Genomic DNA, 26,937 nt, shown 5'->3' on the forward strand with positions numbered 1-26,937 from the left:
ATCGAGCGGGGCCGGAAGAACGCGGAAAGCCCGTACTCCCCGGTAGGAGTACGGGCCTCCGGCCGCCCTCCGCCGCTTCCTGCGGCGATTACGCAGCGTCAACGCCCGCGGGCCTGCGGGCCGTTCCCCTCGCGGGGTGCGAATCCGCGGCTCCGCGCGGCTCGGCTCAGCCGACCAGGCCGTCCGCCAGCTCTTCGCTGAGAGTGGATTCGGTGCCGGGGATGCCGAGGTCCTGGGCCCGCTTGTCGGCCATCGCCAGGAGCCGGCGGATGCGGCCCGCGACGGCGTCCTTGGTCAGCGGCGGGTCGGCGAGGGCGCCCAGCTCCTCCAGCGACGCCTGCTTGTGCTCCATGCGCAGCCGGCCGGCCGCCGCCAGGTGCTCCGGGACCTCCTCGCCCAGGATCTCCAGCGCCCGGCCCACCCGGGCGCCCGCGGCGACGGCGGCGCGGGCGGAGCGGCGCAGGTTGGCGTCGTCGAAGTTGGCGAGGCGGTTGGCCGTGGCCCGGACCTCGCGGCGCATCCGGCGCTCCTCCCAGGCCAGCACCGACTCATGGGCGCCGAGCCGGGTGAGCAGGGCGCCGATCGCGTCCCCGTCGCGGACGACGACCCGGTCCACCCCGCGCACCTCGCGCGCCTTGGCGGCGATGGAGAGCCGGCGGGCGGCGCCGACCAGGGCGAGCGCGGCCTCCGGTCCGGGGCAGGTCACCTCCAGGGAGGAGGAGCGGCCGGGCTCGGTGAGCGAGCCGTGCGCCAGGAAGGCGCCGCGCCAGGCGGCCTCGGCGTCGCAGGTGGCCCCCGAGACCACCTGCGGGGGGAGGCCGCGGATGGGCCGGCCCCGGCCGTCGACCAGGCCCGTCTGGCGCGCCAGCTGGTCGCCGCCCGCCACCACCCGTACGACGTAGCGCGAGCCGCGCCGCAGCCCGCCGGGGGCCATCACGATCAGCTCCGAGCTGTGCCCGAAGATCTCCAGGATGTCCCGCTTGAGCCGGCGGGCCGCCATCGCGGTGTCCAGCTCCGCCTCGATCACGATCCGGCCGCTCACCAGGTGGAGGCCACCCGCGAACCGAAGAATCGCCGAGACCTCAGCCTTCCTGCAGCAGGTCCGGGTCACGGGAAGCCGAGAGATTTCGTCCTTCACCGCGGGCGTCATCGCCATGGGCCGATCCTTCCATGCATCCGAAAAATACGGTCGTACGCGGCGGCCAACAGCTCCGGATCATGGATCGGAACGCCGTCGGGTGAGGCCACGGGCGCCAGCTCGACCGCCGCGCCGAGCCGCTTGGCTGCGTCGGCGAGGGACTCGCGGTCGGGCACGGCGGCCTGGTCGGCCAGCACCACGTCCAGGGCGAGTTTAGGGGCGTGTCGTCCCAAAACCTCCAAATGACGCTGCGGTGAGAAGCCATCTGTTTCGCCGGGCTGCGGTGCGAGATTCAGCGAGAGGACCTTGCGGGCCTGGGTCTCGACCAGCGCGTCCAGCAGTTCGGGGACGAGCAGGTGCGGGATGACCGAGGAGAACCAGGAGCCGGGGCCGAGGACCACCCAGTCCGCGTCCCGTACGGCGGCGACCGCCTCCGGGACGGCCGGCGGGTCGGCCGGGACCACGTGCACCGACTGGACCTCGCCCGGCGTGAGGGCGACGGTGGCCTGGCCGCGCACCGTGTCCACGTCGTCCGGGCGGTCCGGGTCGTGGCCCTTGACGAGGGCCTGGAGCTCCAGCGGCACGGCGGACATGGGCAGCACCCGGCCGTGCGCGCCGAGGAGCTTGCCGACGAGGTCCAGGGCCTGGACGTGGTCGCCGAGCTGCTCCCACAGGGCGACGATCAGCAGATTGCCGACCGCGTGCTCGTGGAGGTCGCCCTTGGACTGGAAGCGGTGCTGGATGACCTGCGCCCAGGTCTGGCCCCATTCGTCGTCGCCGCACAGGGCGGCGAGCGCCTTGCGCAGATCGCCGGGCGGCAGGACGCCCAGCTCCTCGCGGAGCCGGCCGCTGGAGCCGCCGTCGTCGGCGACGGTGACCACGGCGGTCAGGTCGCCGGTGATCCGCCGCAGCGCGGTGAGCGAGGCGGACAGGCCCATGCCGCCGCCGAGGGCGACGACCTTGGGCTGGGCGCCCCGCTTGCGGCCGAGCGGCGAGGGGACTCCCCTGCGCAGCCGGCGCAGACGCATGTTGCGACTGGTCACTCGCGCCCCATGTCCCTGTGTACGAGCACGGTCTCGATCCCCTCCGTGGCGAGCCGGGCGGCCAGCTTCTCGGACATGGCCACCGAGCGGTGCTTGCCGCCCGTGCAGCCCACGGCGATGGTCACATAGCGCTTGCCCTCGCGGCGGTAGCCGGCGGCGACGAGCTGGAGCAGCTCCGTGTACTGGTTGAGGAACTCCTTGGCGCCCGGCTGGTCGAAGACGTACGAGGAGACCTCCTCGTTGAGCCCGGTGAAGGGGCGCAGCTCCGGCACCCAGTGCGGGTTGGGCAGGAAGCGGCAGTCGACCACCAGGTCGGCGTCGACGGGCAGGCCGTACTTGAAGCCGAACGACATCACCGTGGCGCGCAGCTCGGGCTCCTCGTCGCCGGCGAACTGGGCGTCCATCTTGGCGCGCAGTTCGTGGACGTTGAGGCTGGAGGTGTCGATGACCAGGTCGGCGTCGCCGCGCAGCTCGCGCAGCAGGTCGCGCTCGGCGGCGATGCCGTCCACGATGCGGCCGTCGCCCTGGAGGGGGTGCGGGCGGCGGACCGACTCGAAGCGGCGGACCAGGGCGTCGTCGGAGGACTCCAGGAAGACCACCCGGCGGGTGACGCCCTTGGCCTCGAGGTCGGCGAGGGATTCGCGCAGGTTGTCGAAGAAGCGGCGGCCGCGCACGTCGACGACGACGGCGATCCGGGCCACGTTGCCCTGGGAGCGGGCGCCGAGCTCCACCATGGTGGGGATCAGCGCGGGCGGCAGGTTGTCGACGACGAACCAGCCGAGGTCCTCCAGACACTTGGCGGCGGTGCTCCGCCCGGCTCCGGACATGCCGGAGATGATCACCAGCTCGGGGATGGCCGCGGCCGTGTCGCCCGTCTCGGTCTGGGTGCCCGTACTCACGTGTGCTGCTCCGTCTGCTCGGTTCGTGCGGTCGTGCCCGTGTTCATGTGCGTGGTCGGTCATGTCGTCGTGCCCCCGTCGTCCTCTTCCATGATCTCTCCTGTGGCCGTGTTCACGGCGGGTGCGGCCGGAGCGGCCGCAGCCAGGGCGACGGCCACGGATTCCGCGGTCCTGCGGCCTATGCCGGGGACCTCGCAGATGTCGTCGATTGTCGCCTGCCGCAGCTTCTTGACGGAGCCGAAATGCTTGATGAGGGCCTGTTTCCGGGTCTCGCCCAGGCCGGGGACGGCGTCCAGCGGGCTGGAGCGGATGCGCTTGGCCCGCTTGGCGCGCTGGTAGGTGATGGCGAAGCGGTGGGCCTCGTCGCGGATGCGCTGGAGGAGGTAGAGGCCCTCGCTGGAGCGGGGCAGGACCACCGGGTCGTCGTCGTCGGGCAGCCAGACCTCTTCGAGGCGCTTGGCGAGGCCGCAGACGGCGATGTCGTCGATGCCCAGCTCGTCCAGGGCCCGCTTGGCCGCGGCGACCTGCGGCTGTCCGCCGTCCACGACGAGGAGCTGCGGCGGGTACGCGAAGCGCTTGGGGCGTCCGTCGTCCTCGCGGGACCCGTCGGCGGCCGGGGCGCTCCCGTCCGCGCCGTCCGGGGCCGGTACGGGGCCGGTGGGGGCCGGGCCCTCGGCGGCGGCCTCCTCCCACTCCCCCGTGCGCTCCTTCTCCTGGAGGTAGCGGCGGAAGCGGCGGCTGATCACCTCGTGCATCGAGCGGACGTCGTCCTGGCCCTCGAAGCCCTTGATCTGGAAGCGGCGGTACTCCCCCTTGCGGGCGAGGCCGTCCTCGAAGACGACCATGGAGGCCACGACGTCGTCGCCCTGGAGGTGGGAGATGTCGTAGCACTCGATGCGCAGCGGGGCGGTGTCCAGGTCCAGGGCCCCGGCGATCTCCTCCAGGGCGCGCGAGCGGGTGGTGAGGTCGGAGGCGCGCTTGGTCTTGTGGAGTCCGAGGGCCTGCTGGGCGTTGCGCTGGACGGTGACCATCAGGTCCTTCTTGTCGCCGCGCTGCGGGACGCGCAGGCTGACCTGGGAGCCGCGCCGGCCGGCGAGCCACTGGGAGACCGCGGCCGGGTCCTCGGGGAGGGCCGGGACGAGGACCTCCTTGGGGACGGCGTCGCCGCTCTCCTCGCCGTACAGCTGCTGGAGGGCGTGTTCCACGAGGCCGGAGGTGTCCACGTTCTCCACCTTGTCGGTGACCCAGCCGCGCTGGCCGCGCACTCGGCCGCCCCGGACGTGGAAGATCTGGACGGCGGCCTCCAGCTCGTCCTCGGCGACCGCGATCAGGTCGGCGTCGGTGGCGTCGGCGAGGACGACGGCGCTCTTCTCCATGGCGCGCTTGAGCGCCTCGACGTCGTCGCGGAGCCGGGCGGCCCGTTCGTACTCCATCTCCTCGGCCGCCGCCATCATGTCCTTCTCCAGGCGGCGGATGTAGGTGCCGGTGCGGCCGGCCATGAAGTCGCAGAAGTCGTCGGCCAGTTCGCGGTGCTCCTCGGGGGTGACGCGGCCGACGCAGGGGGCCGCGCACTTGCCGATGTAGCCGAGGAGGCAGGGCCGGCCGGTGCGGGCGGCGTTCTTGAAGACGCCGGCGGAGCAGGTGCGGACGGGGAAGACGCGGAGCATCAGGTCGACCGTCTCGCGGATCGCCCAGGCGTGCCCGTAGGGGCCGAAGTAGCGCACGCCCTTCTTCTTGGCGCCGCGCATCACCTGGACGCGGGGGAACTCCTCGTTCAGCGTGACCGCCAGGTAGGGGTAGCTCTTGTCGTCGCGGTACTTGACGTTGAACCGGGGGTCGAACTCCTTGATCCAGGAGTACTCCAGCTGGAGCGCCTCGACCTCGGTGGCGACGACGGTCCATTCCACGGAGGCGGCCGTGGTCACCATCGTGCGGGTGCGGGGGTGGAGGCCGGAGAGGTCCTGGAAGTAGTTGGCCAGGCGCTGGCGCAGGCTCTTGGCCTTCCCGACGTAGATCACCCGGCGGTGTTCGTCGCGGAATTTGTAGACCCCCGGGGAGTCGGGGATCTGTCCCGGCTTGGGGCGGTAGCTGGAGGGGTCTGCCATGGCCACCACCCTACTTGCGGGCGGTGACAGTACGGGGTGGGCGCGGTTCGCCGCGCTCCGGGACGGGGTATGGGGGTCACCCGTCCCGGAGCGCGGGGTCAGGGGCGGGGCGGGGTCACCCCGTCCGGCGGCGGCCGCGCAGCCGCAGGGCCGTGGCGCCGCACAGGGCGAGTACGGCGAGGGCGCCCCCGGCGGCCGCGGTGGACCCGGCGGTCAGCGCGGTGTCCGCGGTGTTCGCGGCGTCCGTGGTGGCGGGCGCGGCGATGGCCGGGCCGGACCGCTCCCGCTCGGCGGGCTTCGGGGCGGCGGGTCCGTAGCCGCCGGCCTCGCCCTTGCGGGCGTAGGCGGAGCCGGGCAGCTTGTCGGCGTAGGCGGCGTGGACCCGGCTGCGGTAGGCGGACAGGGTGGTGCCCTTCTTGCCGACGGCCCGGACGGCGTCCTGGTCGAGCGGGAGGACCCGGTTGCCCTTCTGCACGTACCAGGCGTCGATCTGCGGTTCGTGGAAGACGATGCCGCCGGGCAGTTTGCGGGCGCCGGCGGCGGCGTAGCGTGCCTCGTCGTCGCCGGTGGCGATGTTCACCACCTGCCAGTCGCCCTTCGCGCCGGGCTCGGGCAGCGTCCACAGGGACGCCTTCTGCCCGTCCGAGGAGACGGCCGTGCTGGCCAGGTAGTCCAGGGAGGCGACGGGGGCGCCCGCCTCGCCCGCGACGAACCGCGCGGACAGGGTGTGCACGGGGACGGCCGGGCCCGTGATGCGGGGTGCGGCGGCCGCCTCGCTGACGGCGCCCTCGCGGGCGAAGAACCGGGACAGGGTGTCCAGGGTCGCGGTGTCGGTGGCCGCCTCGTGGGCGGCGGCCAGGGCGGCGGGTCCTGCCTGGGGCCCGTCGGCGGCCGCGGCCTGCGGGGCGGAGGTGAGGAGGGCCGCGCCGGCCAGTACTCCGGCGGCGGCGAGGGCCGCGGCGGCGCTGCGGACGGGGGTGCGGGCGGGGGTGCGGGTGGAGGAGGTCATGCCGTCACGCCCCGATCCGGTAGAGCGAGTGGGTCCAGGAGAACTCGGCGTTGTTCACGTACCAGGCGTGCGAGGCCCAGTTGTAGCGGTTGCTGGAGGGCCAGGGGTCGCCCCAGTAGACGAGGCTGTTGGCGTCGTCGTAGCCGTACAGGACGTGCATGTGGCCGCCGCCGGAGGACCACTGGATGCGGGTCTCCACCGGGCGGCCGTTGGCTATCTCGGACTGCACGGTCGAGTAGCGGAGCCAGCCGTTGACGTACGAGCCGGGGTAGACGCCGGCCCAGTACAGGCCGTTCTGGACGTCGCCGAGGGTGGCCTGCGAGTTGGGGCACTCGTAGCCCTGGGCGCGGCCGAAGGCGGCGTTGCAGAACTGGTTCTGGCTGTAGTTGCGGCCGAACCAGGTGGCGATGGTGTTGCCGGAGGCGGCCCAGCACCAGTTGGACTTCTGCTGCGCCTGCATCGTGATGTTGAGCCGCCGGGTGGAGGCGAGGGCGGCGGTGTTGAGTTCCGGGGCCGCGGGGGCGGCGGCGGTGCGGCTCTGGACCGCCGCGGTGGCGGTGCGGGGCTGGTCGGCGGCGGTGGCGGTCGCCGTGGGTGCGGTGAGCAGCGCGGCGGCGAGCGCGGCTGTCACCGACCAGCGGACCGACCGGTTTCTCGGGTGGCGCATGGGATTCCTCCCGGGGCGGGGGGTGGGGGTTCCAAGGAGCGCGTCCGGACGCTGTGGAGGAGCATCAACCGTTGTCGGGGACGGGTCAACACGCTTGAATGCGGGTGAACACCGCGGTGTGAACGCCAGGGGCCCCGGTGTGAACGCGCGCCCCCGACCACCTGCGGACCGGCACCCGCCGCCGGGGCCCCGTGCCCGGCCGGCGTGAACGTTCACCTGGAGGACCCATGCGGCACACCGAGGCCGAACTGGCGCAGGTGCTGCACACCGGACCGTTCCATCTGGCCCTGCGCACCGCGCTGTCGGTGCGCGGACTGCCGCTCCAGCGGGTCCGGCACCATCTGGCGCACCGCGGGATCACCGTCGGCGTGACCAGCCTGAGCTACTGGCAGCAGGGTGCCCGGCGTCCGCAGCGCCCGGAGTCGCTGCGGGCCGTGAAGGCCCTGGAGGAGGTCCTCGGGCTGCCGGTGAACTCACTGCTCGGGCTGCTGGACACCGAGGAGGGCCGCCCGGACCCCGACCGGCCGCCGGCCCGTTCGTACCGCTCCCTGGTGGAGGCGTCCGGGGCGGTGGAGCGGCTGCTGACGGCGATGGAGTCGCCGGCCGACGGCGGGCTGCACACGGTGGGCCACCAGGAGCGGGTGCGGATCGGGCCGGGGCGCCGGATGCTGCGCCGCGACTCCCAGCACGTGGTGCGCGCGCACCGGGACGGCGTGGACCGCTATCTCGCGGTGTACGTGGGCGATCCGGGCTGCGATCCGGCGCGCGTGACGGTGCACGCGCGGGAGAACTGCCGCACGGGCCGGGTCCGCTGGGACCGGGAGACGGAGGTGCTGGTCGCCGAGCTGCTGTTCGACACCCGGCTGCGGGCGGGCGAGACGTATCTGTTCGGCTACGCCTTCGAGGACGGCACGGGCGGGCCCTGCGGCGAGTACATGCGCGGCTTCACCTTCGGGGGCGGGCAGTACGTGCTCCAGGTCGGGTTCGACGAGGAGGCGCTGCCGGTGCGGTGCCGCAGCTTCGCCCAGGCGTCGGCGGGCGCGCCGCGTGCCGCGCGGGCCGAGCTCACGCTGACCGGCCGGCACCGGACCGTGCATCTGGTGGAGCCGGGGGTGCGGCCGGGCCTGGTGGGGATCGACTGGGACTGGGACTAGGCCGTGTCCGACCAATCCCTAGGTCGTGGCGCCGCCCGGCCGGGGGCGGCGGGCGGGCCGGGTCACGCCTTGGGGCCGGCGATCAGCTTTCCGCCCTCGACGCGGACCGGGACGGACGGCAGCGGCACGGTCGCCGGGCCCTGCGTGGCCTTGCCGGTCGTGGTGTCGAAGAGGCTGCCGTGGCAGGGGCAGTGGCCCTCGTTCTTCTCGACCCGGTCGAGCAGGCAGCCGGCGTGGGTGCACTGGGCGCTGAACGCCTTGAACTCGCCCTTGGCCGGGCAGCTGACGATCACGCGCTGCTCGCGGTAGAGCTTGGACTGGCCGACCGGGATCTCGTCGGGCGCGCCGAGTTCGACGGGGGCGGTGGGGGTCGGCGTCTGGGCGTGGCCGAGCTTGGAGTCGGTCGAGCAGGCGGCGGCTCCCAGCCCGGCGACGCCCGCGAGAGCGGCGCCCTTCAGCACGGTGCGGCGGGCGGCGGGCTGGCCGGACATGCGGTCTCCACGGGTCGAGGCGTCAGGGGGCAGAGCTCAATGCCGTGCCGGGGCTGCCCGGGGGCGGCGGCGGCATCGGTGACGTAACCGACGATACCGGCGGAGTCGGACGGCTCCGCGCGCGGGCCGGTCCGGCCGGGTCGTGGCTGGTCAGGGGCGGGAACGCGGCGGGGCGGCGGCCCTCGTGGGTGCCGCCGCCCCGCCGCTCGCGTCCGGGTGTCAGCCCTTGCGGGCGCGGGCCGTCTTCTTGGCGGCGGACTTCTTCGCCGCCGGTGCCTTGGCCGTCGCCGTCTTGGCGGCCGGGGCCTTGGCGGCGGCCGTCTTCTTGGCGGTCTTCCGGCCGGCGGACCTGCGGGCGGCCGGCACGGCGGCCTCGCCGATCCGGTCGGCGTCCAGGATGTCCTGGAGGAACTTCCCGGTGTGGCTGGCGGGGACACCGGCCACGTACTCGGGGGTGCCCTCGGCGACGACCATGCCGCCGCCGCTGCCGCCCTCGGGGCCCATGTCCACGACCCAGTCGGCGGTCTTGATGACGTCCAGGTTGTGCTCGATGACGATCACCGAGTTCCCCTTGTCGACCAAACCGGACAGCACCTTGATCAGCTTGGAGATGTCCTCGAAGTGCAGACCGGTGGTCGGCTCGTCCAGGACGTAGACCGTGCGTCCGGTGGAGCGCTTCTGCAGCTCGCTGGCGAGCTTGACCCGCTGGGCCTCGCCGCCGGAGAGCGTCGGCGCGGACTGGCCGAGCCGCACATAGCCGAGACCGACCTCGTTGAGCGTGCGCAGATGGCGCGCGATGGTGGGCACGGCCTCGAAGAACTCCAGGCCCTCCTCGATCGGCATGTCCAGCACCTCGGCGATGGACTTGCCCTTGTAGTGCACCTCCAGCGTCTCCCGGTTGTAGCGCGCGCCGTGGCAGACCTCGCACGGGACGTACACATCGGGCAGGAAGTTCATCTCGATCTTGATCGTGCCGTCGCCGGAGCAGTTCTCGCAGCGGCCGCCCTTGACGTTGAAGGAGAACCGGCCCGGCAGATAGCCGCGGACCTTGGCCTCCATCGTCTCGGCGAACAGCTTGCGGACGTGGTCGAAGACGCCGGTGTACGTGGCCGGGTTGGACCGGGGCGTACGGCCGATGGGCGACTGGTCGACGTGCACCACCTTGTCGACGAGGTCGTCCCCGTCGACCCGGGTGTGCCGGCCGGGCACCGACTTGGCGCCGTTCAGCTCGCGGGCGAGGTGGGTGTAGAGGATGTCGTTGACCAGCGTGGACTTGCCGGAGCCGGAGACGCCGGTGACCGCGGTGAGCACGCCGAGCGGGAAGGAGACGTCGATGTCCCGGAGGTTGTTCTCGCGGGCGCCGTGCACCGTGAGCAGCCGCTCGGGGTCCACGGGGCGCCGGATGTCGGGGACCGGGATCGACCGCTTGCCGGTGAGGTACTGGCCGGTGACCGACTTGTCGTTGGCCAGCAGTTCCTTCAGCGAGCCGGAGTGGACCACCTTGCCGCCGTGCTCACCGGCGCCCGGGCCGATGTCCACGACCCAGTCGGCGACCTTGATGGTGTCCTCGTCGTGCTCGACGACGATGAGCGTGTTGCCCATGTCGCGGAGGCGGACCAGGGTCTCGATCAGCCGGTGGTTGTCGCGCTGGTGCAGCCCGATGGAGGGCTCGTCCAGCACGTAGAGCACGCCGACGAGTCCGGAGCCGATCTGGGTGGCGAGCCGGATGCGCTGGGCCTCGCCGCCGGACAGGGTGCCCGCGGCGCGGTTGAGCGAGAGGTAGTCCAGGCCGACGTCGACCAGGAACTTCAACCGCTCGTTGACCTCCTTGAGCACCCGCTCGGCGATCTTCTTGTCGCGGGCGTTCAGCGTCAGCCGGCCCAGGAACTCGGCGCAGTCGCTGATGGACATCGCGGAGACCTCGGCGATGGACCTGTCCATCACCGTGACCGCGAGGACGATCGGCTTGAGCCGGGTGCCCTCGCAGGTGGGGCAGGGGACCTCGCGCATGTACCCCTCGAAGCGCTCCCGGCTGGAGTCGCTCTCGGCCTCGGAGTGGCGCCGCTTGACGAACTGGACGGCGCCCTCGAAGGACGGGGTGGTGTAGGCGCGCTCGCGCCCGTACCGGTTGCGGTAGCGGACCTCGGTCTGGATCTTGTGGCCGTGCAGCAGGGCCTTCTTGGCGCGCTGCGGCAGCCCCGCCCAGGGGATGTCGGTACGGAAGCCGAGGGCTTCGGCCAGGGCGTTGATCTGGCGGCCGAAGTACTCCTTGGTGTGGCCGTGGGACCAGGGGTGGATCGCGCCCTCGTCGAGCGACTTCTCCTCGTCCGGGACGATCAGTTCCGGGTCGACCTCCATGCGCGTACCGATGCCGGTGCAGTCGGGGCAGGCGCCGAACGGGGAGTTGAAGGAGAAGGAGCGCGGCTCCAGCTCCTCGAAGGAGAGGTCGTCGTACGGGCAGTAGAGGTGCTCGGAGTACATCCGCTCGCGCTCGGGGTCGTCCTCGGGGAGGTCGACGAAGTCGAGCACGACCATGCCGCCGGAGAGGCCCAGCGCGGTCTCGACGGAGTCGGTGAGCCGGCGCTTGGCGCTGTCCTTCACGGTGAGGCGGTCGACGACCACCTCGATGGTGTGCTTCTCCTGCTTCTTGAGCGCGGGCGGCTCGGAGAGCTGGATGGTCGCGCCGTCCACCCGGGCGCGGCTGTAGCCCTTGGTCTGGAGGTCCGAGAAGAGGTCGACGAACTCGCCCTTGCGCTCGCGCACCAGCGGCGAGAGCACCTGGAAGCGGCTGCCCTCGGGCAGGCCCAGGACCTTGTCCACGATGGCCTGCGGCGACTGGCGCGAGATCGGGCGGCGGCACTCGGGGCAGTGCGGCTTGCCGATCCGGGCGAAGAGCAGCCGGAGGTAGTCGTAGACCTCCGTGATGGTGCCGACCGTCGAGCGCGGGTTGCGCGAGGTCGATTTCTGGTCGATGGAGACGGCGGGCGACAGGCCCTCGATGAAGTCGACGTCCGGCTTGTCCATCTGGCCGAGGAACTGCCGCGCGTACGAGGAGAGGGACTCCACGTAGCGGCGCTGGCCCTCGGCGAAGATCGTGTCGAACGCGAGCGACGACTTGCCCGACCCGGAGAGCCCGGTGAAGACGATGAGGGAGTCGCGGGGAAGGTCGAGCGAGACGTTCTTGAGGTTGTGCTCGCGAGCGCCACGGACGATGAGACGGTCGGCCACGCCGGTCCGCACCTTTCTGGAGAGAAGCGGGGGAACTGAGCCCCTGGCCCAGGTTATGGGGGGTGCCACAGCGGTGTACGGAGCTTTCGACTCCGAGCGTATAGCACGCACATTCGAATTGCGGACGGCTGAGAACTCCTTCACCCGATCGAGTGGCCGCAGCTACGCTCGGCCCCATGACGGATCATGCGCACGACCTGGAAGCACTGCGGGAAGCGACCGATCGGCTGCTGAGCGCCACGGAGAAACTGGACGGCGCGGCGCTGGCCGGGCCGTCGCGGCTGCCGGGCTGGAGCCGCGGTCATGTCGTCGCGCACCTCTCACGTAACGCCGACGCCCTCGTAAACGTTCTCCAGGGCCGGCCGATGTACGCAGACAGCGAAACCCGCGACCGCGACATCGAGCGGGACGCCGTCCGGCCGCCGGCGGAGCAGCAGGCCGATCTGGTCGCGAGCGCGGCCCGGCTCACCGAGGCCGCGGCCGTCCCGGCGGACTGGTCGCGCACGGTGACCCTGCGTGGCGGCGTCACGGACACGGCCTCCCGGCTGCCCTTCCGGCGCCGCGTGGAGGTGGAGCTGCACCACGTCGACCTGGACATCGGCTACGAGCTGGAGGATCTGCCGGAGGAGTTCACCGCGCGGGAGATCGACTTCCTGGCGGAGCGGTTCGCCGGACACCCGCAGGCCGTGTCCATGGGTCTGGCGGACACGGCCGGGCGCACCTGGACGACCGGCGGCGGAGCGGACGGCGGCCCGGTGGGAGTCCGGGGCACGGCGGCCGACCTGCTGGGATGGCTCAGTGGGCGGCGCGACGGCGCGGCGCTGACGGTCGAGGGAGGAACGCTCCCGGCGCTGCCCCCGCTATAGGCTGGGAACCATGACGTACAGCGGAGCGGTCAGGGTCGGCGGGCCCGCCGATGTGCACGAACTGACGGATCTGATGATCTCGAAGGTCGCCGTCGGCCCCGCGGACAACAACGCCTATCTGCTGCGCTGCCGGGAGACGGGCGAGCAGCTGCTGATCGACGCGGCGAATGACGCCGGGACGCTGCTGCGGCTGATCGGGGACGACTCCATCCTCTCCGTCGTCACCACCCACCGGCACCGCGACCACTGGCAGGCTTTGGGCGAGGTGGTCGCGGCGACCGGGGCGCGCACCTACGCCGGCCGGTACGACGCCGAGGGCATCGAGGTGCCCACGGAGGTGCTGGTCGAGGACGGGGACATCGTCCGGGTGGGCCGGGTGCCGCTCACCGCCCGCCATCTGACCGGGCACACGCCGGGCTCGATCGCCCTCCTGTACGACGACCCGCACGGGGCCCCGCACCTGTTCACCGGGGACTGCCTCTTCCCCGGCGGCCTCGGCAACACGCGCCGGGACCCCGAGGCGTTCGCGAGTCTGCTGCACGACGTGGAGACCAAGGTCTTCGACCCGCTGCCGGACGAGACCTGGGTCTATCCGGGCCACGGGCGCGACACCACGCTGGGGGACGAACGGCCCCACCTGCCCGAGTGGCGCGCCCGCGGCTGGTGAGCGGCGGGGCCGTCCGTCGCGCTAGACGCGGTCGGCCGTCTTCTCCTGATCGGCCGCGGCCTGCTTCTTGTTGGCCATCAGGCTGGTGATCGTGGTGATCACCAGGACGCCGCAGATGACGCCGAGGGAGACCGGGATGGAGATCTCCGGGACGTTCACCCCGGACTCGTGCAGGGCGTGCAGCACCAGCTTGACGCCGATGAAGCCGAGGATCACCGACAGGCCGTAGCTGAGGTGGACCAGCTTCTTCAGCAGACCGCCGATCAGGAAGTACAGCTGGCGCAGTCCCATCAGGGCGAAGGCGTTCGCGGTGAAGACGATGTACGGGTCCTGGGTGAGGCCGAAGATCGCCGGGATGGAGTCCAGCGCGAACAGCACGTCCGTGGTGCCGATGGCGAGCATGACGACCATCAGCGGGGTCAGGACGCGCTTGCCGTTGTTGCGGATGAAGAGCTTGGTGCCGTGGTACCGGTCGGCGACGCCGAAGCGGCGCTCGATGTTCTTCAGGAGGCGGTTCTCCTCGAACTCCTCTTCCTCCTCGTCGGCCCGCGCCTCCTGGATGAGCTTCCAGGCGGTGTAGATGAGGAACGCGCCGAAGATGTAGAACACCCACGAGAAGTTGGCGATGACCGCGGCGCCGGCGGCGATGAAGACCGCCCGCAGCACCAGCGCGATCAGCACGCCGATGAGCAGCACCCGCTGCTGGAGGTGGGAGGGCACCGAGAACTTCGCCATGATCAGCACGAAGACGAAGAGGTTGTCGACACTGAGCGACTTCTCGGTGATGTAACCGGCGAAGAACTCGCCCGACGCCTGGGTCTCACCGGCCACGAGCAGCCCGAGCCCGAAGAGGGCGGCGAGCACGATCCAGACGATCGTCCAGATCCCGGCTTCCTTGGTCGACACGTCATGCGGCTTGCGCCCGATGAAGAAGTCGACGGCGATGAGGGCGCTGAGACCGATGATGGTCAGCGCCCAGAGGGTCCATGAAACGTCCACTGCGCCTCCGGCAGTTCGCTACGGGCTTCTGATCAGCGTCGTCGCTGCCGGAGGTCTCTTCCACCTGGCGCGCGGGCTGCGCGCCGAGGCCGACGCCCCGGAACCGGTCACGGTCCGTATTGACGGGAACGTCGCGTACGGGAGTACTCCCCTCCGTCCCATGAACGGTACAGGAAGTCCCAAGGAAAGGTAAAGAGAAGCCTAAATAATCTCCAAAAGCCCAGGTCAGAGGCGTTTTACTCAGTACGGGGAAAGGCTGCGGGTCAGCGGTGTCCGGTACGGCGCGCCTCGGCCACCCGTGCCAGCACGTCGTCCAGGACCGCACTGCCCGGCGGCGTCCTGGGCGGCTCGTACGTCCAGGCGTGACCGACCCAGGGGTCGGCCAGATGGTCGTCGGCGACCGGGGTGACCCGCAGCAGCGAGCGCCACAGCGGGTCCAGGACCGGGCCGTACTCGGACGCCTCCTCGCGGTCCGCGACCATCATCAGATGGACGCCCACGGAGGGCCCCTCGTCGGCGAGGTAGCGCAGCTGGGTGACCGCGCGGTCGTCGAAGCCGTGCGGGAAGTCGTTGACGATCAGCAGCTGCTCGGCCGGGTCCAGGTCGGGCGGCAGCGAGTCCGCGGCACCGGCCCGGATCGCCATCTGCACCAGGTCCACCCGCCGGGTGAGGTGGGCAAGCACCGCGGAGACCCCCTGCGCGCCGGACGCGGGCGGCGAGGGCAGTACCCCGGAGCGGACCAGCGGGGCGAGCGGGCCCGCCGCCGAACCGGCCGGGTCGATGACGTGGACCGTGAACTCGTTGGGCGGGTAGACGGCCAGCAGCCGGGCCGCGTGCAGCACGGCGGCCTCCATCGCCAGCCTGCGCAGCTCGTCGGTGCCGGTCAGCGCGGCGGCCTGGGACGCCGTGCGCCCGCTGTCGATCCACATGCCCCGCTCCAGCGGCAGCCGGACCAGCAGCGGGATGCGCACGTCGGCGCTCTCCGGCAGGTGCAGGTCGCCGATCCGCAGCGCCATGGGGATCTCCATCGGGGCCCGGTAGCCGTGCCAGACGGGGTTGTCCCAGCCGGCGTAGGGGGCCGGGAGCGCGGGTTCCACCACGGCGGACTCGGCGGCGAGCTGGGCGAGGTCGCGGTCGAGGGACTCTCGGGCGCGGGCGGTCAGCTCGTCGCGCTTGGCACGGGCCTCCTGGCGGGCCAGGTCGCCGGTGTTCCCGATGCGGCTGCGCGGGTCGGACAGGGTGCGTTCCAGCTCCTGGTCCATCCGGGACTCGGCGAAGTCGACGGCGCTGCGGTAGGCGGCGACGGTACGGGACAGGTCCTCGAACATGCCCCACACCTGGTTGTACAGGCGCTCGTCCATGGACCAGCCGGTGGCGTCCCCGGCGACCGGCTGGGCGGGCCGGCCGGGCTCGGCGGGCGGCGCGGCCGGGGGCGGCGGCGGGGGCGCGGTGGACTGCCGGCGCGGGTGCGCGTAGTTGATCGGGCCGCCCGGCGCGGCGGGCTCGGCCAGCGGCTCGGGCTGCGGCGGAGCGGCCGGCGGCACGGCCGGGGCGGGGGGCTGCGCGTCGCCGCCCGGCGCGGGGGCCGGGGCGTGCCGGACGCGGTCGCCCTCCGGGGTGCGGGGCGGCGGCGGGGCCACCGAGCGGGCCAGCCCGCGGGCGACCGCCTCCTGGATGGTCCCGGCCAGCTCGGCGGCCCGGTCCACGCCCTGGTCGGCGAGCATGTCGGCGAGGCCCCCGGCGTAGCCCTGGCCGACCGCCCGGACCTTCCAGGCGCCCTGGCGGCGGTACAGCTCCAGGGCGGCGACCGCGGACTCGCTGTCGAGCCCGGTCAGGGTGAACGTGGCGATCTCGTCGCCGTCCAGGCCGGTGACCGCGACGAAGGGCGAGGCGACGGCGCCGAAGGTGGCGGGGCCGCCGGCGGCCACCGGGAGGGCCAGCAGCACCGTGACCCGGTGGACCCCCTCGGGCAGGGCGTCGAGGTCGACCGCGAGCCGGTGGCCGGCGGCGGCCTGCCGGGAGACCTCGAGGCCGTGCAGCTGCGGGGAGCCGGGGTGGGCGATCCATTCGATGCCGGGCACCCTGCCGTGCTCGTCGCCGAGCGTGGCACCGGCCACGACGGGCGTCCCGGCCGATATCCGGATCTCCAGACGGGTCTGGGGCAACGTGTGGTTCTGCCCCCGGACCAGCTCGGCCGTCATTGCCCTGTCCCCTCGACGATGTACTGCTGGTGTGCTGTGGTGTGGCGCGTGGTGCCGCCGGCGGAGGTGCCGGGTGGTGCCGCGATGCGGGCAGCTCCCGGCGGCCGTTGCCGCCGGGAGCTGCCCCGGCCCCGGTGCGGACCCGTCCGCGCGGGTCCGGTGCCCGCTACAGGTGCGGCAGGATCGCCGGCATGAGGTCCTGGAAGGTACGGCCGTTGGCCGGAGTGCCGATGGCGGTCATCTTCCAGGCGTTGCCCGCGCGGTGCACCTTCGCCATGATCTGCGCGGTGTACTGCCCGCCGCCGTCCAGCGTGTAGCGCGCCATCTCCTGGCCGTTGGTCTCGTCCACGATGCGGCAGAAGGCGTTCTGCACCTCCTGGAACGTCTGGCCGGTGAAGGAGTTCACCGTGAAGACGATCTGGTCGATGTGGACCGGCACCCGCTGGAGGTCCACGAGGATCGCCTCGTCGTCGCCGCCGGAGCCGGCGCCGCCCACGAGGTTGTCGCCCGTGTGCCGAACCGAGCCGTCGTCGCTGGTCAGGTGGCGGAAGAACACCACGTCGACCGGCTGCTTGTCGGCGAACAGGACCGCCGAGGCGTCCAGGTCGATCTCACGGGTGCGCGAGCCGAACAGACCGCGGCGCGGCGCCGCCTGCCAGCCGAGCCCCATCCGTACCGCGGTCAGGGTCCCCCCATCGCTCTTCTGCAGGCTGATGGCCTGACCCTTGGTCATATTGACCGTCACGCGCTGTCCCCTCTCCGCTTTCCCCGCAACCGTCCTTGTGCGGTTGCCCAGCACCCTACGCAGTGGTGTCACCCGCGCGGAGGGCGCGGGCCGTTTTGTGTCGTTCCTGCAACACACGGCGGGCCCCTCCGGACCCGCCGCGCGTCCGGCCGTCAGGCGAGGCCCGCCTCGCGCATCTGGCGCAGCTCCTTCTTCAGCTCGCCCACCTCGTCGCGCAGCCGGGCGGCGACCTCGAACTGGAGGTCGGCGGCGGCCGCCCGCATCCGGTCCGTCATCTCCTCGATGATCCCGGCGAGTTCGGTGGCCGGCCGGTCGGTGACCGCGGCGGCGTCCCGGCCGCGCCCGGCCCCCTTGCCGGACCGCGCCGCCTTCCCGTCGCCCGGCACGGCGTGCTTGCCGAGGGCGGGCACCGGCGCCTTGCCCTCCTTGCCCTGCCGGTAGCCGGTGCCGAGGAGCTGCTCGGTGTCCACCTCCTCGCGGGCGATGGTGGCGACGATGTCGTTGATCTTCTTGCGCAGCGGCTGCGGGTCGATGCCGCGCTCGGTGTTGTACGCGATCTGCTTCTCGCGGCGGCGGTTGGTCTCGTCGATCGCCTGGGCCATGGCCGGGGTGACCTTGTCCGCGTACATATGGACCTGCCCCGAGACGTTGCGCGCCGCGCGGCCGATGGTCTGGATCAGCGAGGTGCCGGAGCGCAGGAAGCCCTGCTTGTCGGCGTCCAGGATGGCCACCAGGGACACCTCGGGCAGGTCGAGGCCCTCGCGCAGGAGGTTGATGCCGACCAGCACGTCGTACTCGCCGGAGCGCAGCTCGCGCAGCAGCTCGATGCGGCGCAGCGTGTCCACGTCGCTGTGCAGGTAGCGCACCCGGATGCCCAGCTCCAGGAAGTAGTCGGTGAGGTCCTCCGCCATCTTCTTGGTGAGCGTGGTGACCAGGACGCGTTCGTCGCGCTCGGCGCGTTCGCGGATCTCGTGCACCAGGTCGTCGATCTGGCCCTCGGTGGGCTTGACGACGACCTCCGGGTCGATGAGGCCGGTGGGGCGGATGATCTGCTCGACGAACCCGTCGCCGCGGGACAGCTCGTAGGCGCCCGGGGTGGCGGAGAGGTAGACCGTCTGGTTGATCCGCTGGAGGAACTCCTCCCACTTGAGCGGGCGGTTGTCCAGGGCGGACGGCAGCCGGAAGCCGTGGTCGACCAGGGTCCGCTTGCGGGAGGCGTCGCCCTCGTACATGGCGCCGATCTGCGGCACGGTGACATGCGACTCGTCGAGGACCAGCAGGAAGTCCTCGGGGAAGTAGTCGAGGAGGGTGTTGGGGGCGGTGCCGGGGGAACGGTCGTCGAAGTGCATCGAGTAGTTCTCGACGCCGGAGCAGGTGCCGATCTGGCGCAGCATCTCGATGTCGTACGTGGTGCGCATGCGCAGCCGCTGGGCCTCCAGCATCTTGCCCTGCTTCTCCAGCTCGGCCAGGCGCTGCTCCAGCTCCTGTTCGATGCCGCTGACGGCCTTCTCCATGCGCTCGGGTCCGGCCACGTAGTGGCTGGCGGGGAAGACGTGCAGGGACCGGTCCTCGCTGATGACCTCGCCGGTGATCGGGTGCAGCGTGGACAGGGCCTCGATCTCGTCGCCGAACATCTCGATGCGGACGGCCAGCTCCTCGTAGACCGGGAAGATCTCGATGGTGTCGCCGCGCACCCGGAAGGTGCCCCGGGTGAAGGCCAGGTCGTTGCGGGTGTACTGGATCTCCACGAAGCGGCGCAGCAGCTGGTCGCGGTCGATCTCCTGGCCGACCTTGAGCTGGACCATGCGGTCCACGTACTCCTGGGGCGTACCGAGGCCGTAGATGCAGGAGACGGAGGCGACCACGACGACGTCGCGCCGGGTGAGCAGGGAGTTCGTCGCGGAGTGGCGCAGCCGCTCGACCTCCTCGTTGATCGAGGAGTCCTTCTCGATGTACGTGTCCGACTGGGGGACGTACGCCTCGGGCTGGTAGTAGTCGTAGTACGAGACGAAGTACTCGACGGCGTTGTTGGGCAGGAGCTCGCGGAACTCGTTGGCCAGCTGGGCGGCGAGCGTCTTGTTCGGCGCCATCACCAGGGTGGGGCGCTGCAGCTTCTCGATCATCCAGGCGGTGGTCGCGGACTTGCCGGTGCCGGTCGCGCCGAGGAGCACGACGTCCTTCTCGCCCGCGCGGACGCGCTTCTCCAGCTCGGCGATGGCCGCCGGCTGGTCGCCGCTGGGCTGGTAGGGGCTGACGACCTCGAAAGGCGCCACCGTACGTTCGATCTTCGAGACTGGCCGCATGCATCCACCGTACGGCCCGCCACTGACAACGGGCTCCGTCGGCGGCCGCGCGGGGGGCGTTTCACCAGTCCACGGGGCGTACGGCGTCGCGCGGCCGGGCGGAGAAGGACGCCGGATCGGCGTACGTGCCGAAGCGGGGCACCCGCGCCGGGACGCCGGGGGCCCGGCCGGGCGCGGTCAGCGGGTCGTCCCAGTCGGGCGTGCCCATGATCACCAGCGGATCGAACATCACCACGACGGCGGCCAGCACCAGGAAGCAGACGGGTCCGAGCAGCATCGGCACCAGCAGGTCGCCGGCGGCGTCCCCGGCGGGGGCGGCCTCGGCCGGCGCGGCGGGGTGGAGGTGGACCCGGAGCGCGGCCATGCCGGTGTAGTGCATGCCGCTGACCGCGACGCCCATCACGACGCTCGCGCCGAGGCTCGACAGGAAGCCGCGGACGGAGGCGGCGGCCCACAGCGCGGCGGTGGAGGCCACCACGGCGATGACCACGGAGAGGGCCACGGTCAGCGTGTCGTACTCGAACCGCCCATCAAGCCGCATGCCCGCCATGCCGAGGTAATGCATGGAGGCCACACCGAGCCCGGTGATCGTGCCTCCCGTCACCAGGGCCATCCGGGTGGCGCCCCGGTACCCGACGAGAAAGATTCCGAGGCCGACCACGACGATCGCGACGGCGAGGCTGGCGAAGGTGATCGGTTTGTCGTAGCCGATGGTCACCTCTTCGACGGAGAACCCCACCATCGCGACGAAGTGCATGGTCCAGATCCCCGAACCGATGGAGGTCGCCCCGAGAGCCAGCCAGCCGGCCCTGAAGGATCGCTCGGTACGCAGTGACCGCGTGGTGCAGCGCAGACCCAGCGCCGCACCGAGGCAGGCCATGAGGAACGCCGCCGCAGGGGTCACCGCCCCGTAGCCGAAGCCGTCGATTGTGCCCTGCATCCTTGTACGCCCTTCGCAGCAGCAAGCTCCGGGTCAGGACGATCCCAGGGCCTGTCGTCCGGGCGCAAGGCCCGGCGGACACAACAGAAGTGCCGCATCTTATCGACCGGGCCGAGGGTGCGTGGCGCGGTCCCCGGGGTGCGTTCACACGGTGGCCATCCTTCGCCTGTCCTCCGTTCGGGGGCGGCTGGGACGCTCGGGCCGTCCGCAACTCTGACGCAAGGAGTCCACGTGTACGCAGGCACCGCTACCGCCTCCGTCGCCGCCGCCGCCGTCATGGGCGCCGGCACGTTGCTGATGCCGAACCCCGGCACACCGGCCGGGGACACCCCCGTGACCCGGCCGCCGGCGCAGGTCGCCCCGATGCGCCAGGCCGCCGACGCCGCGGCGCGCGGCCCGCGCGTCTACGCCCACCGGGGCGCCTCGGCGTACGCCCCCGAGAACACCCTCGTGGCCGTGGACCGGGCGGACCGGATGGGCTTCGACTGGGTGGAGAACGACGTCCAGCTCACCCGCGACGGGGTGCTGGTCGTCATGCACGACACGGATCTGAAGCGGACGACGAACGCGGAGGAGGTGTTCCCGGACCGTGCGCCGTGGGCGGTCCGCGACTTCACGCTCGACGAGATCTCCCGGCTGGACGCGGGCGGCTGGTTCGACCGGCGGTACACGGGCACGCGGGTGCCGACGCTGCGTCAGTACCTGCGGCGGCTGACCCACAACCGGCAGAACCTGCTGCTGGAGATCAAGAGCCCGGAGCTCTACCCGGGCATCGAGCGGGCCACGCTGCGGGTGCTGAACGAGGAGGGCTGGCTGGACCGGACCCACGTCCGCGACCGGCTGGTGATCCAGAGCTTCGGCGCGGACAGCGTGCGCACGGTGCACGCGCTGCGTCCGGACGTCGTCACCGGCTTCCTGGGCAATCCGGCCGTCGCCGAGCTGCCCGCGTACGCGAAGTTCGCCGACCAGATCAACCCGTCCCGGACGAAGCTGTCCGGCGACTACGTGTCGGCGGTACACGCGCTGAAGGGCCCGCACGGCAAGCCGCTCCGGGTGAACACCTGGACGGTGAACGACGCGGCGGCCGCGGTCGAGGCGGCCGGGACGGGCGTGGACGGCATCATCTCCAACGCCCCGGACGTGGTCCGCGAGGCCACGGGCGGCTGATCCGGCCGGAAGGCGGCCCCGTTGTCAGTGGCCGGCCGTACGGTGGGGGCATGGACAGCAACGGGGTCGTCGAGTGGACCGTCGTCGAGAGCGACATCGGTCCGCTGATGCTGGCCGCCACCGGAGCGGGGCTGGTGAGCGTCGTCTTCCACGCCCGCCCGGAGATACGGGACGCCGCGCTGGACCGGCTGCGCGACCGGCTCGGCGCGGAGCCCGTCGAGGCGCCCGGCTCCGCCCGGCTGGCGGAGCCGGTCCGCCAGTTCGCCGCGTACTTCGCGGGCACGCTGCGGGAGTTCTCGCTCGACCTGGACTGGTCGCTGACCGCGGGCTTCAACCGCCAGGTGCTGCGCGAGCTGGCGCAGGGTGTGCCGTACGGGGCGGTCGCGGGGTACGGCGAACTGGCCGACCGGGTCGGCCGGCCGGGGGCGGCCCAGGCGGTGGGGGCGGCCATGGGTGCCAACCCCCTGCCGGTGGTGGTGCCGTGCCACCGGGTGGTGGAGAACGACGGCGGCATGGGCGGCTTCGGCGGCGGCCTGGAGACGAAGCGGCGGCTGCTGGCCCTGGAGGGGGTACTGCCCGAACCACTGTTCTGAGGGGTTCACCGCCCTGACGGGTCCGGTCCTCGGCGTGCGACCAGGAGCGGCTGGAGGAAGCCGGTGGTCTCCGGGGCGTGCCAGGCCGGGGACGCCGGCCCCGCCTCCTCCCCGACCTGCGGGGGCGTGGAGACGGGGCGCTCGCGGCGCAGCCGGTCGTAGGGCCGGGTGGGGACCAGCAGCGCGCCGCCGGGCAGCGAGTTGTCGGCGCACACGACGTCGTAGGCGGTGCCGCTGCGGCCCTCGCCGTCGCCCTCGCTCCCGCCGCCGGGCCCGCGCGCGCCGAGGGCTCCGCCGATCAGGGCGTCGAGGGCGGTGGCCCGGCGGACAGCGTCGGTGAGGGTTTCGCGCCACTGGGCCGGGCCCGCGCGGGCCCGCGCGTTTGAGTCCTGCCCGCCCGCGACAGGGATGTGCACATGTCACTCAATGCGCCTGTCGGTACCACCCCGTACGCGCCGGTCCTCTCCGCCGAGGTGCGGGCCGCCCTCGCCGACGGCCGACCGGTCGTCGCCCTGGAGTCGACGATCATCGCCCACGGCCTGCCCCGCCCCCGCAATCTGCGGGTCGCCGCAGAGCTGGAGGGGCTGGTGCGGTCCGCCGGCGCCGTGCCCGCGACCGTCGCCGTGCTGGACGGCCGGGCCAGAATCGGGCTGGACGGGTCCGGGCTGGAGCGAGTGGCCGGGGACGAGGGGATGCGGAAGCTGGGCCACCGCGACCTCGCCCCGGCGCTGGCCACCGGGGCGAGCGGGGCGACGACCGTGTCCGCGACCGCGTTCCTGGCGGCCCGGTCCGGGCTGCGGGTCTTCGCGACGGGCGGCCTCGGCGGGGTGCACCGGGGCTGGACGCAGACCCAGGACGAGTCGGCGGACCTGCGGCTGCTGGCCCGGACCGGGATCACCGTGGTCTGCGCGGGCGTGAAGTCGATCCTGGACGTCCCGGCCACGCTGCAACGGCTGGAGACGCTGGGCGTCGGGGTGCTCGGCTACGGCACCGACACGTTCCCCGGCTTCTATCTGAGCAGTTCCGGCGAGCCGGTCGACTGGACGGTGACCTCGCCCGGGGAGGTGGCCGAGGTGATGCGGGCCGCGGACGCGCTCGGCGGACCCGAAGCCGCGCTGATCGTGGCCAACCCCGTACCGGAGGAGGAGCAGCTGGACCCCGCGCTGCACGACCGGGTGCTGGCCGAGGCGCTGGCGGCGTGCCGGGAGCGGGGGATCACGGGCCAGGCGGTCACGCCGTTCCTTCTCGGCCATCTGGTGCGGCACACCGGGGGCGCCTCGCTGGAGGCCAATCTCGCGGCGGTCCGGGGCAACGCGGTGCTCGCCGCCCGGATCGCCACCGCCTGGGCGGCGCGGTGAGCGGCGGCCTCCTCGTCGTCGGGGACGTGGTCACCGATGTGGTGGCCCGGCACACGGCGGCGCTGGCCCACGGCACGGACACGGCCGCCGTGATCCGCACCCTGGCCGGCGGCGCGGGCGCCAATGTGGCCTGCTGGGCGGCGCGGGCGGGCTGCCGTGACGTGCGGCTGCTGGCCCGGGTCGGCGCCGACGCGGCGGACTGGCACCGGGGCCTGCTGCGGCGGGCGGGCGTACGGGGGCTGCTGGCGGTGGACGAGGAGGCGCCGACCGCGACCGTCGTCGCCCTGGTGGACTCCGCCGCCGAGCGCACGTTCCTCACGGACAGCGGCGCGGTGCTGCGGCTGTCCCCCGCCGACTGGTCGCCCTCGCTGCTCGACGGGATCGCCCACCTCCATCTCTCGGGCTATCTGCTGTTCGCCGGGCCGAGCCGGGCGACGGCCCTGCTCGCGCTGCGGGAGGCGGTACGGCGCGGCGTCCCGGTGAGCGTCGATCCGGCGTCGGCGGGCTTCCTGGCCGGTCTGGGCGTCGACCGGTTCCTGGCCCTGACCGCGCGGGCCGACCTGCTGCTGCCCAACGCGGACGAGGCGCTGCTGCTCACGGGTCTGGCGGAACCGGCGGACGCGGCGGCCGAGTTGAGCCTGCCGGACCGCCGGGTGGTCGTCACGCTGGGCGGGGGCGGGGCGCTGCTCGCCGCCGGGGGCGTGGTGACGGGCCGGGTGCCGGCGGCGCCGGTGCGGGCGGCCGTGGACTCGACGGGGGCGGGCGACGCGTTCACCGGCGGGTTCCTGGCGGCGCGGCTGGCGGGCGCGGACGACGTGGCGTGCGTGGAGGCGGGCTGCCGGGCGGGCGCGGAGGCGGTGGGCACGGTGGGCGGGCGGCCGCCGCTGCCGGACGGCGCGTAGCGGGCGGCGGACCGGGGACGGCCGCGCCGGACAGGCCCTGGCCCTCAGCGCACGCCGGTCCAGGCCGGGCGGTGCGGGTCGTCGGCGCGCACCACCGCGTCCGCGTGGTCGGCGGGCGCCACCTCGTCCTCGTACCGGGCGAACGCCGGCAGGGTCCACCGTTGGTCCTGCAGGGTGCGGCGGCGCAGCGCGCCCGGGGAGAGGCGGAGGTGGACGGTGAGGTCGAAGGGGAACCAGTGCCCGAGGAGCAGCGGGCCGTGCAGGATCAGCACTCCGCCCTCGGCCAGGGGCCGGTACGGGCTGCGGGTCGCGCGGTCGGTCGCCGGGTCCCAGAGGTCGGGCAGGACGCGTCCGCTGCCGCCCGGCTCCAGGGGTGCGAACACCTCGCGCCACAGCGCGGCGGTGTCGAACCAGCTACCGAAGTACGAGTCGGGGTCCTGCTTGCCGTACTCGTACCGCAGGCTCGCCGGTCGCAGGAAGCCGTCGGTGGCGACGGGGAGCACGGCCCGGCCGCGCAGCCGCAGCGCTTCGGCGAGCGGTGCGGCCAGGTCGCCGGGGCGGGCGGCCGGGGCGCCGTCGACGGCGATCTTCAGCCAGGGGCCGCCGTCGCCGGGTTCCAGCGCGTCGGTGTGCGCGGCGAGCGCGTCCGTCAGCCGTTCCCGGGAGATCGCTTCGAATCGCACGCGTCCATCATCGCGCGTCCCGGCCCGGACCGTCCGGATGCCGGAAATCGCCCGGTGGCCGCCGCCGGGCCGGATACGGTCGGCGCCATGGATCTCGCATTCGCCCGTACGTTCGCCGCGCAGTGGCAGGACGACTGGAACTCCCATGACCTGGAACGCATCCTGGCGCACTATCACGAGGACGTGACGTTCAGTTCGCCGATGATCGCGCGGCTCACCGGTGTCCCCTCGGGGACCGTACGCGGCAAGGCCGCCCTGCGCGCGTACTGGGCGCGCGGGCTCGAACTCATCCCGGACCTGGAGTTCGAGGTGATGGACGTCCGGGCGGGCGTCGACACGCTGGTCATCGACTACCGCAACCAGATCGGCGGCCGGGTCTACGAGGTGCTGACCTTCCGCGACGGGCTGGTGAGCGCCGGTCTCGGCGCGTACGGCGAGACCGGCGCCCGCTGACCGCGGCGGGCCGGCGTCCCGGAGTGCGTCACTTCGCAGGACCGCACATCACCGGGTCGGCGTCGTAGGAGAGTTCGCTGCCCTGCGGCAGCAGATAGGTCACCCAGAGGACGACGGGCTCGCTGCCCAGGTTGCGCCCGATGTGGCGGTGGTCCGAGCCGGCGGGCTCCACGAAGGATGTGCCCGCGGGCGTCACCTCGACGGTGCAGTCGTCCAGGGTGCGGGTGAGCGTCCCGGACTTGACGACGACGATCAGCTGGCCCTTGTGGGTGTGCCAGCCGGTGGAGCCGCCCGGCGCGATGGTGGCGGTGGTGAAGGTGACGTCCGCCCGGCCCCGGGGCGCCCGCACGTGCAGCGGGCCGGTCGATGTGCCCTTGGCGACCTCGGTGGCGACCACCCCGCTGCCGGGCGTGGCACCGGCCGCCGTCGGTACGAAGGCGAGGGCGGCCACGCCCGCCGCGGTGACCAGGGCCCTGACCGGCCGGCCCTGCGGTCCCCGCCGTCCCGTGCGGCCCCGCTGTCTGTCGGTTCTCACGCGTCTCTCCTGTCGTCGGGTGTCACGGACATCCCAAATGCCGCGAAGCTACCCGGAACGGGACCGCGGGAATCACGCCCTCGGCATCCGGCCCAATCCACGGCGGCCGTCAGCGGCCGCGCAGTTCCTTGGCGAGGGCGCCGTCGCCCGACACCTCGATCCGGCCGTCCCCGACCGCCTCGGCGAGCGTCGGCTCGCCGCGCCCCAGCGCGAGGCACAGCTCCGCGTCGAGGGCGATGCGCGCGTCGGCGCGGTCGGCGGGCCCGTCCCCGTACACCGGCTCACCGGCCGCCACCTCCCCCGTACGGACGTGGAATTCGCCCTCGTCGAGATGGACGTCGAGCACGCCTTCGGCGGCAGGGCCGTCCGGGGCCCGGAGGGCGCGCAGCAGCGGGAGCGCGAACCAGTGGGCGCGGACCGCGTCGGTGGGCCGCCGTTCGGTCAGCGCGGGGGCGCCCCACTCGGCGAGCGCGGCGAGGACCGGCAGCAGTCCGTGCCCGCGCGCGGTGAGCGCGTACACCGAGGCGGCGGCCGGGGGCGGGAGCCGGCGGCGGGTGACGAGGCCGCCCTGCTCCATGTCCTTGAGCCGGGAGGCCAGGACGTCCGTGCTGACGCCCGGCAGGTCGGCGTGGAGATCGGTGTAGCGGCGGGGACCGGCCAGCAGTTCACGGACGATCAGCAGGGTCCAGCGGTCACCGACCGCGTCCAGCGCGCGGGCACTGGCGCAGAACTGGTCGTAACTCCGGCGGCGGGCCGGGCGGGTTGCGGGCTGTTGCTGACGTGGCATGCGA

25 protein-coding genes are annotated in these 26,937 nt (G+C 72.9%); 8 read left to right on the forward strand and 17 right to left on the reverse strand.

The window, feature by feature from the left end:
* Positions 1-166 precede the first annotated feature (166 nt).
* From whiA to OG710_RS05610, 6 genes are all read right to left on the reverse strand, one after another.
* Positions 167-1,156: a DNA-binding protein WhiA gene (gene whiA, locus OG710_RS05585; protein ID WP_030919772.1), complete on the reverse strand. Its 990-nt coding sequence runs from the start codon at positions 1,154-1,156 to the stop codon at positions 167-169.
* Positions 1,147-2,181 (reverse strand): gluconeogenesis factor YvcK family protein, encoded by a 1,035-nt coding sequence (locus OG710_RS05590; protein WP_330238331.1) that lies wholly within the window; start codon positions 2,179-2,181, stop codon positions 1,147-1,149. The genes whiA and OG710_RS05590 overlap by 10 nt, the downstream gene beginning before the upstream one ends.
* Complete coding sequence (gene rapZ / locus OG710_RS05595; protein ID WP_111333035.1) at positions 2,178-3,143, reverse strand: RNase adapter RapZ; 966 nt, start codon at positions 3,141-3,143, stop codon at positions 2,178-2,180. Before rapZ ends, OG710_RS05590 begins: the two co-directional genes overlap by 4 nt.
* A complete protein-coding gene (uvrC, locus tag OG710_RS05600) occupies positions 3,140-5,185 on the reverse strand; it encodes an excinuclease ABC subunit UvrC (RefSeq protein WP_330238332.1) in 2,046 nt (681 codons plus the stop codon). Before uvrC ends, rapZ begins: the two co-directional genes overlap by 4 nt.
* Positions 5,186-5,300: 115 nt before the next feature.
* Complete coding sequence (locus tag OG710_RS05605) at positions 5,301-6,194, reverse strand: hypothetical protein (protein WP_330238333.1); 894 nt, start codon at positions 6,192-6,194, stop codon at positions 5,301-5,303.
* A gap of 4 nt (positions 6,195-6,198) precedes the next feature.
* On the reverse strand, positions 6,199-6,861 hold the full coding sequence (locus tag OG710_RS05610; protein ID WP_330238334.1) for a papain-like cysteine protease family protein: 663 nt from the start codon (positions 6,859-6,861) through the stop codon (positions 6,199-6,201).
* 227 nt (positions 6,862-7,088) lie between these two features.
* Here OG710_RS05610 and OG710_RS05615 point away from each other — a divergent pair, with 227 nt between their 5' ends.
* Entirely contained in the window at positions 7,089-8,015 is a 927-nt protein-coding gene (locus OG710_RS05615) for a hypothetical protein (protein ID WP_330238335.1), read from the forward strand.
* Between the two features lie 62 nt (positions 8,016-8,077).
* On the opposite strand, the gene OG710_RS05620 is transcribed toward OG710_RS05615, so the two are convergent.
* Positions 8,078-8,506 carry a Rieske (2Fe-2S) protein gene (locus OG710_RS05620; RefSeq protein ID WP_111333022.1) on the reverse strand — a complete coding sequence of 143 codons (429 nt, stop codon included), beginning with the start codon at positions 8,504-8,506 and terminating at the stop codon, positions 8,078-8,080.
* A gap of 219 nt (positions 8,507-8,725) precedes the next feature.
* Positions 8,726-11,734 carry an excinuclease ABC subunit UvrA gene (uvrA, locus tag OG710_RS05625; RefSeq protein ID WP_330238336.1) on the reverse strand — a complete coding sequence of 1,003 codons (3,009 nt, stop codon included), beginning with the start codon at positions 11,732-11,734 and terminating at the stop codon, positions 8,726-8,728.
* A gap of 176 nt (positions 11,735-11,910) precedes the next feature.
* On the opposite strand from uvrA, the gene OG710_RS05630 reads away from it, so the two are divergent.
* Positions 11,911-12,600, forward strand: coding sequence for a maleylpyruvate isomerase family mycothiol-dependent enzyme (locus OG710_RS05630; protein WP_330238337.1), 690 nt, complete (start codon positions 11,911-11,913; stop codon positions 12,598-12,600).
* A gap of 10 nt (positions 12,601-12,610) precedes the next feature.
* Complete coding sequence (locus OG710_RS05635; protein ID WP_330238338.1) at positions 12,611-13,267, forward strand: MBL fold metallo-hydrolase; 657 nt, start codon at positions 12,611-12,613, stop codon at positions 13,265-13,267.
* 21 nt (positions 13,268-13,288) lie between these two features.
* On the opposite strand, the gene OG710_RS05640 is transcribed toward OG710_RS05635, so the two are convergent.
* The 5 genes from OG710_RS05640 to OG710_RS05660 form a co-directional block, all read right to left on the reverse strand.
* Positions 13,289-14,266, reverse strand: a complete 978-nt coding sequence (locus OG710_RS05640; RefSeq protein ID WP_330238339.1) for a TerC family protein — start codon at positions 14,264-14,266, stop codon at positions 13,289-13,291.
* Between the two features lie 263 nt (positions 14,267-14,529).
* Complete coding sequence (locus OG710_RS05645; RefSeq protein WP_330238340.1) at positions 14,530-16,467, reverse strand: TerD family protein; 1,938 nt, start codon at positions 16,465-16,467, stop codon at positions 14,530-14,532.
* A 166-nt stretch (positions 16,468-16,633) separates the two neighbouring features.
* Entirely contained in the window at positions 16,634-17,212 is a 579-nt protein-coding gene (locus tag OG710_RS05650; protein WP_111332936.1) for a TerD family protein, read from the reverse strand.
* A 152-nt stretch (positions 17,213-17,364) separates the two neighbouring features.
* Positions 17,365-19,515, reverse strand: a complete 2,151-nt coding sequence (gene uvrB, locus OG710_RS05655) for an excinuclease ABC subunit UvrB (protein ID WP_330238341.1) — start codon at positions 19,513-19,515, stop codon at positions 17,365-17,367.
* Positions 19,516-19,576: 61 nt separating this feature from the next.
* Positions 19,577-20,455, reverse strand: a complete 879-nt coding sequence (locus tag OG710_RS05660) for an MHYT domain-containing protein (protein ID WP_330238342.1) — start codon at positions 20,453-20,455, stop codon at positions 19,577-19,579.
* A 231-nt stretch (positions 20,456-20,686) separates the two neighbouring features.
* Here OG710_RS05660 and OG710_RS05665 point away from each other — a divergent pair, with 231 nt between their 5' ends.
* Both OG710_RS05665 and OG710_RS05670 read left to right on the forward strand, forming a co-directional pair.
* A complete protein-coding gene (locus OG710_RS05665; protein ID WP_330238343.1) occupies positions 20,687-21,622 on the forward strand; it encodes a glycerophosphodiester phosphodiesterase in 936 nt (311 codons plus the stop codon).
* A gap of 50 nt (positions 21,623-21,672) precedes the next feature.
* Positions 21,673-22,215, forward strand: coding sequence for a methylated-DNA--[protein]-cysteine S-methyltransferase (locus OG710_RS05670; RefSeq protein WP_330238344.1), 543 nt, complete (start codon positions 21,673-21,675; stop codon positions 22,213-22,215).
* 5 nt (positions 22,216-22,220) lie between these two features.
* Here OG710_RS05670 and OG710_RS05675 read toward each other — a convergent pair whose 3' ends face one another.
* On the reverse strand, positions 22,221-22,631 hold the full coding sequence (locus tag OG710_RS05675) for a hypothetical protein (RefSeq protein ID WP_330238345.1): 411 nt from the start codon (positions 22,629-22,631) through the stop codon (positions 22,221-22,223).
* Here OG710_RS05675 and OG710_RS05680 point away from each other — a divergent pair, their 5' ends adjacent.
* Positions 22,632-23,573 carry a pseudouridine-5'-phosphate glycosidase gene (locus tag OG710_RS05680; RefSeq protein WP_330238346.1) on the forward strand — a complete coding sequence of 314 codons (942 nt, stop codon included), beginning with the start codon at positions 22,632-22,634 and terminating at the stop codon, positions 23,571-23,573.
* Entirely contained in the window at positions 23,570-24,475 is a 906-nt protein-coding gene (locus tag OG710_RS05685) for a carbohydrate kinase family protein (protein WP_330238347.1), read from the forward strand. Before OG710_RS05680 ends, OG710_RS05685 begins: the two co-directional genes overlap by 4 nt.
* Positions 24,476-24,519: 44 nt before the next feature.
* Here OG710_RS05685 and OG710_RS05690 read toward each other — a convergent pair whose 3' ends face one another.
* Positions 24,520-25,158, reverse strand: a complete 639-nt coding sequence (locus OG710_RS05690) for a uridine kinase (protein WP_330238348.1) — start codon at positions 25,156-25,158, stop codon at positions 24,520-24,522.
* A gap of 87 nt (positions 25,159-25,245) precedes the next feature.
* Here OG710_RS05690 and OG710_RS05695 point away from each other — a divergent pair, with 87 nt between their 5' ends.
* A complete protein-coding gene (locus tag OG710_RS05695) occupies positions 25,246-25,611 on the forward strand; it encodes a nuclear transport factor 2 family protein (RefSeq protein WP_330238349.1) in 366 nt (121 codons plus the stop codon).
* Between the two features lie 28 nt (positions 25,612-25,639).
* Here OG710_RS05695 and OG710_RS05700 read toward each other — a convergent pair whose 3' ends face one another.
* Together OG710_RS05700 and OG710_RS05705 are read right to left on the reverse strand one after the other, a co-directional pair.
* Positions 25,640-26,146, reverse strand: a complete 507-nt coding sequence (locus OG710_RS05700) for a cupin domain-containing protein (protein ID WP_111332914.1) — start codon at positions 26,144-26,146, stop codon at positions 25,640-25,642.
* Positions 26,147-26,255: 109 nt separating this feature from the next.
* On the reverse strand, positions 26,256-26,933 hold the full coding sequence (locus tag OG710_RS05705; protein ID WP_330238350.1) for a winged helix-turn-helix transcriptional regulator: 678 nt from the start codon (positions 26,931-26,933) through the stop codon (positions 26,256-26,258).
* Positions 26,934-26,937: the final 4 nt, after the last annotated feature.

Source organism: Streptomyces sp. NBC_00525, from assembly GCF_036346595.1.
Lineage (GTDB): Bacteria > Actinomycetota > Actinomycetes > Streptomycetales > Streptomycetaceae > Streptomyces.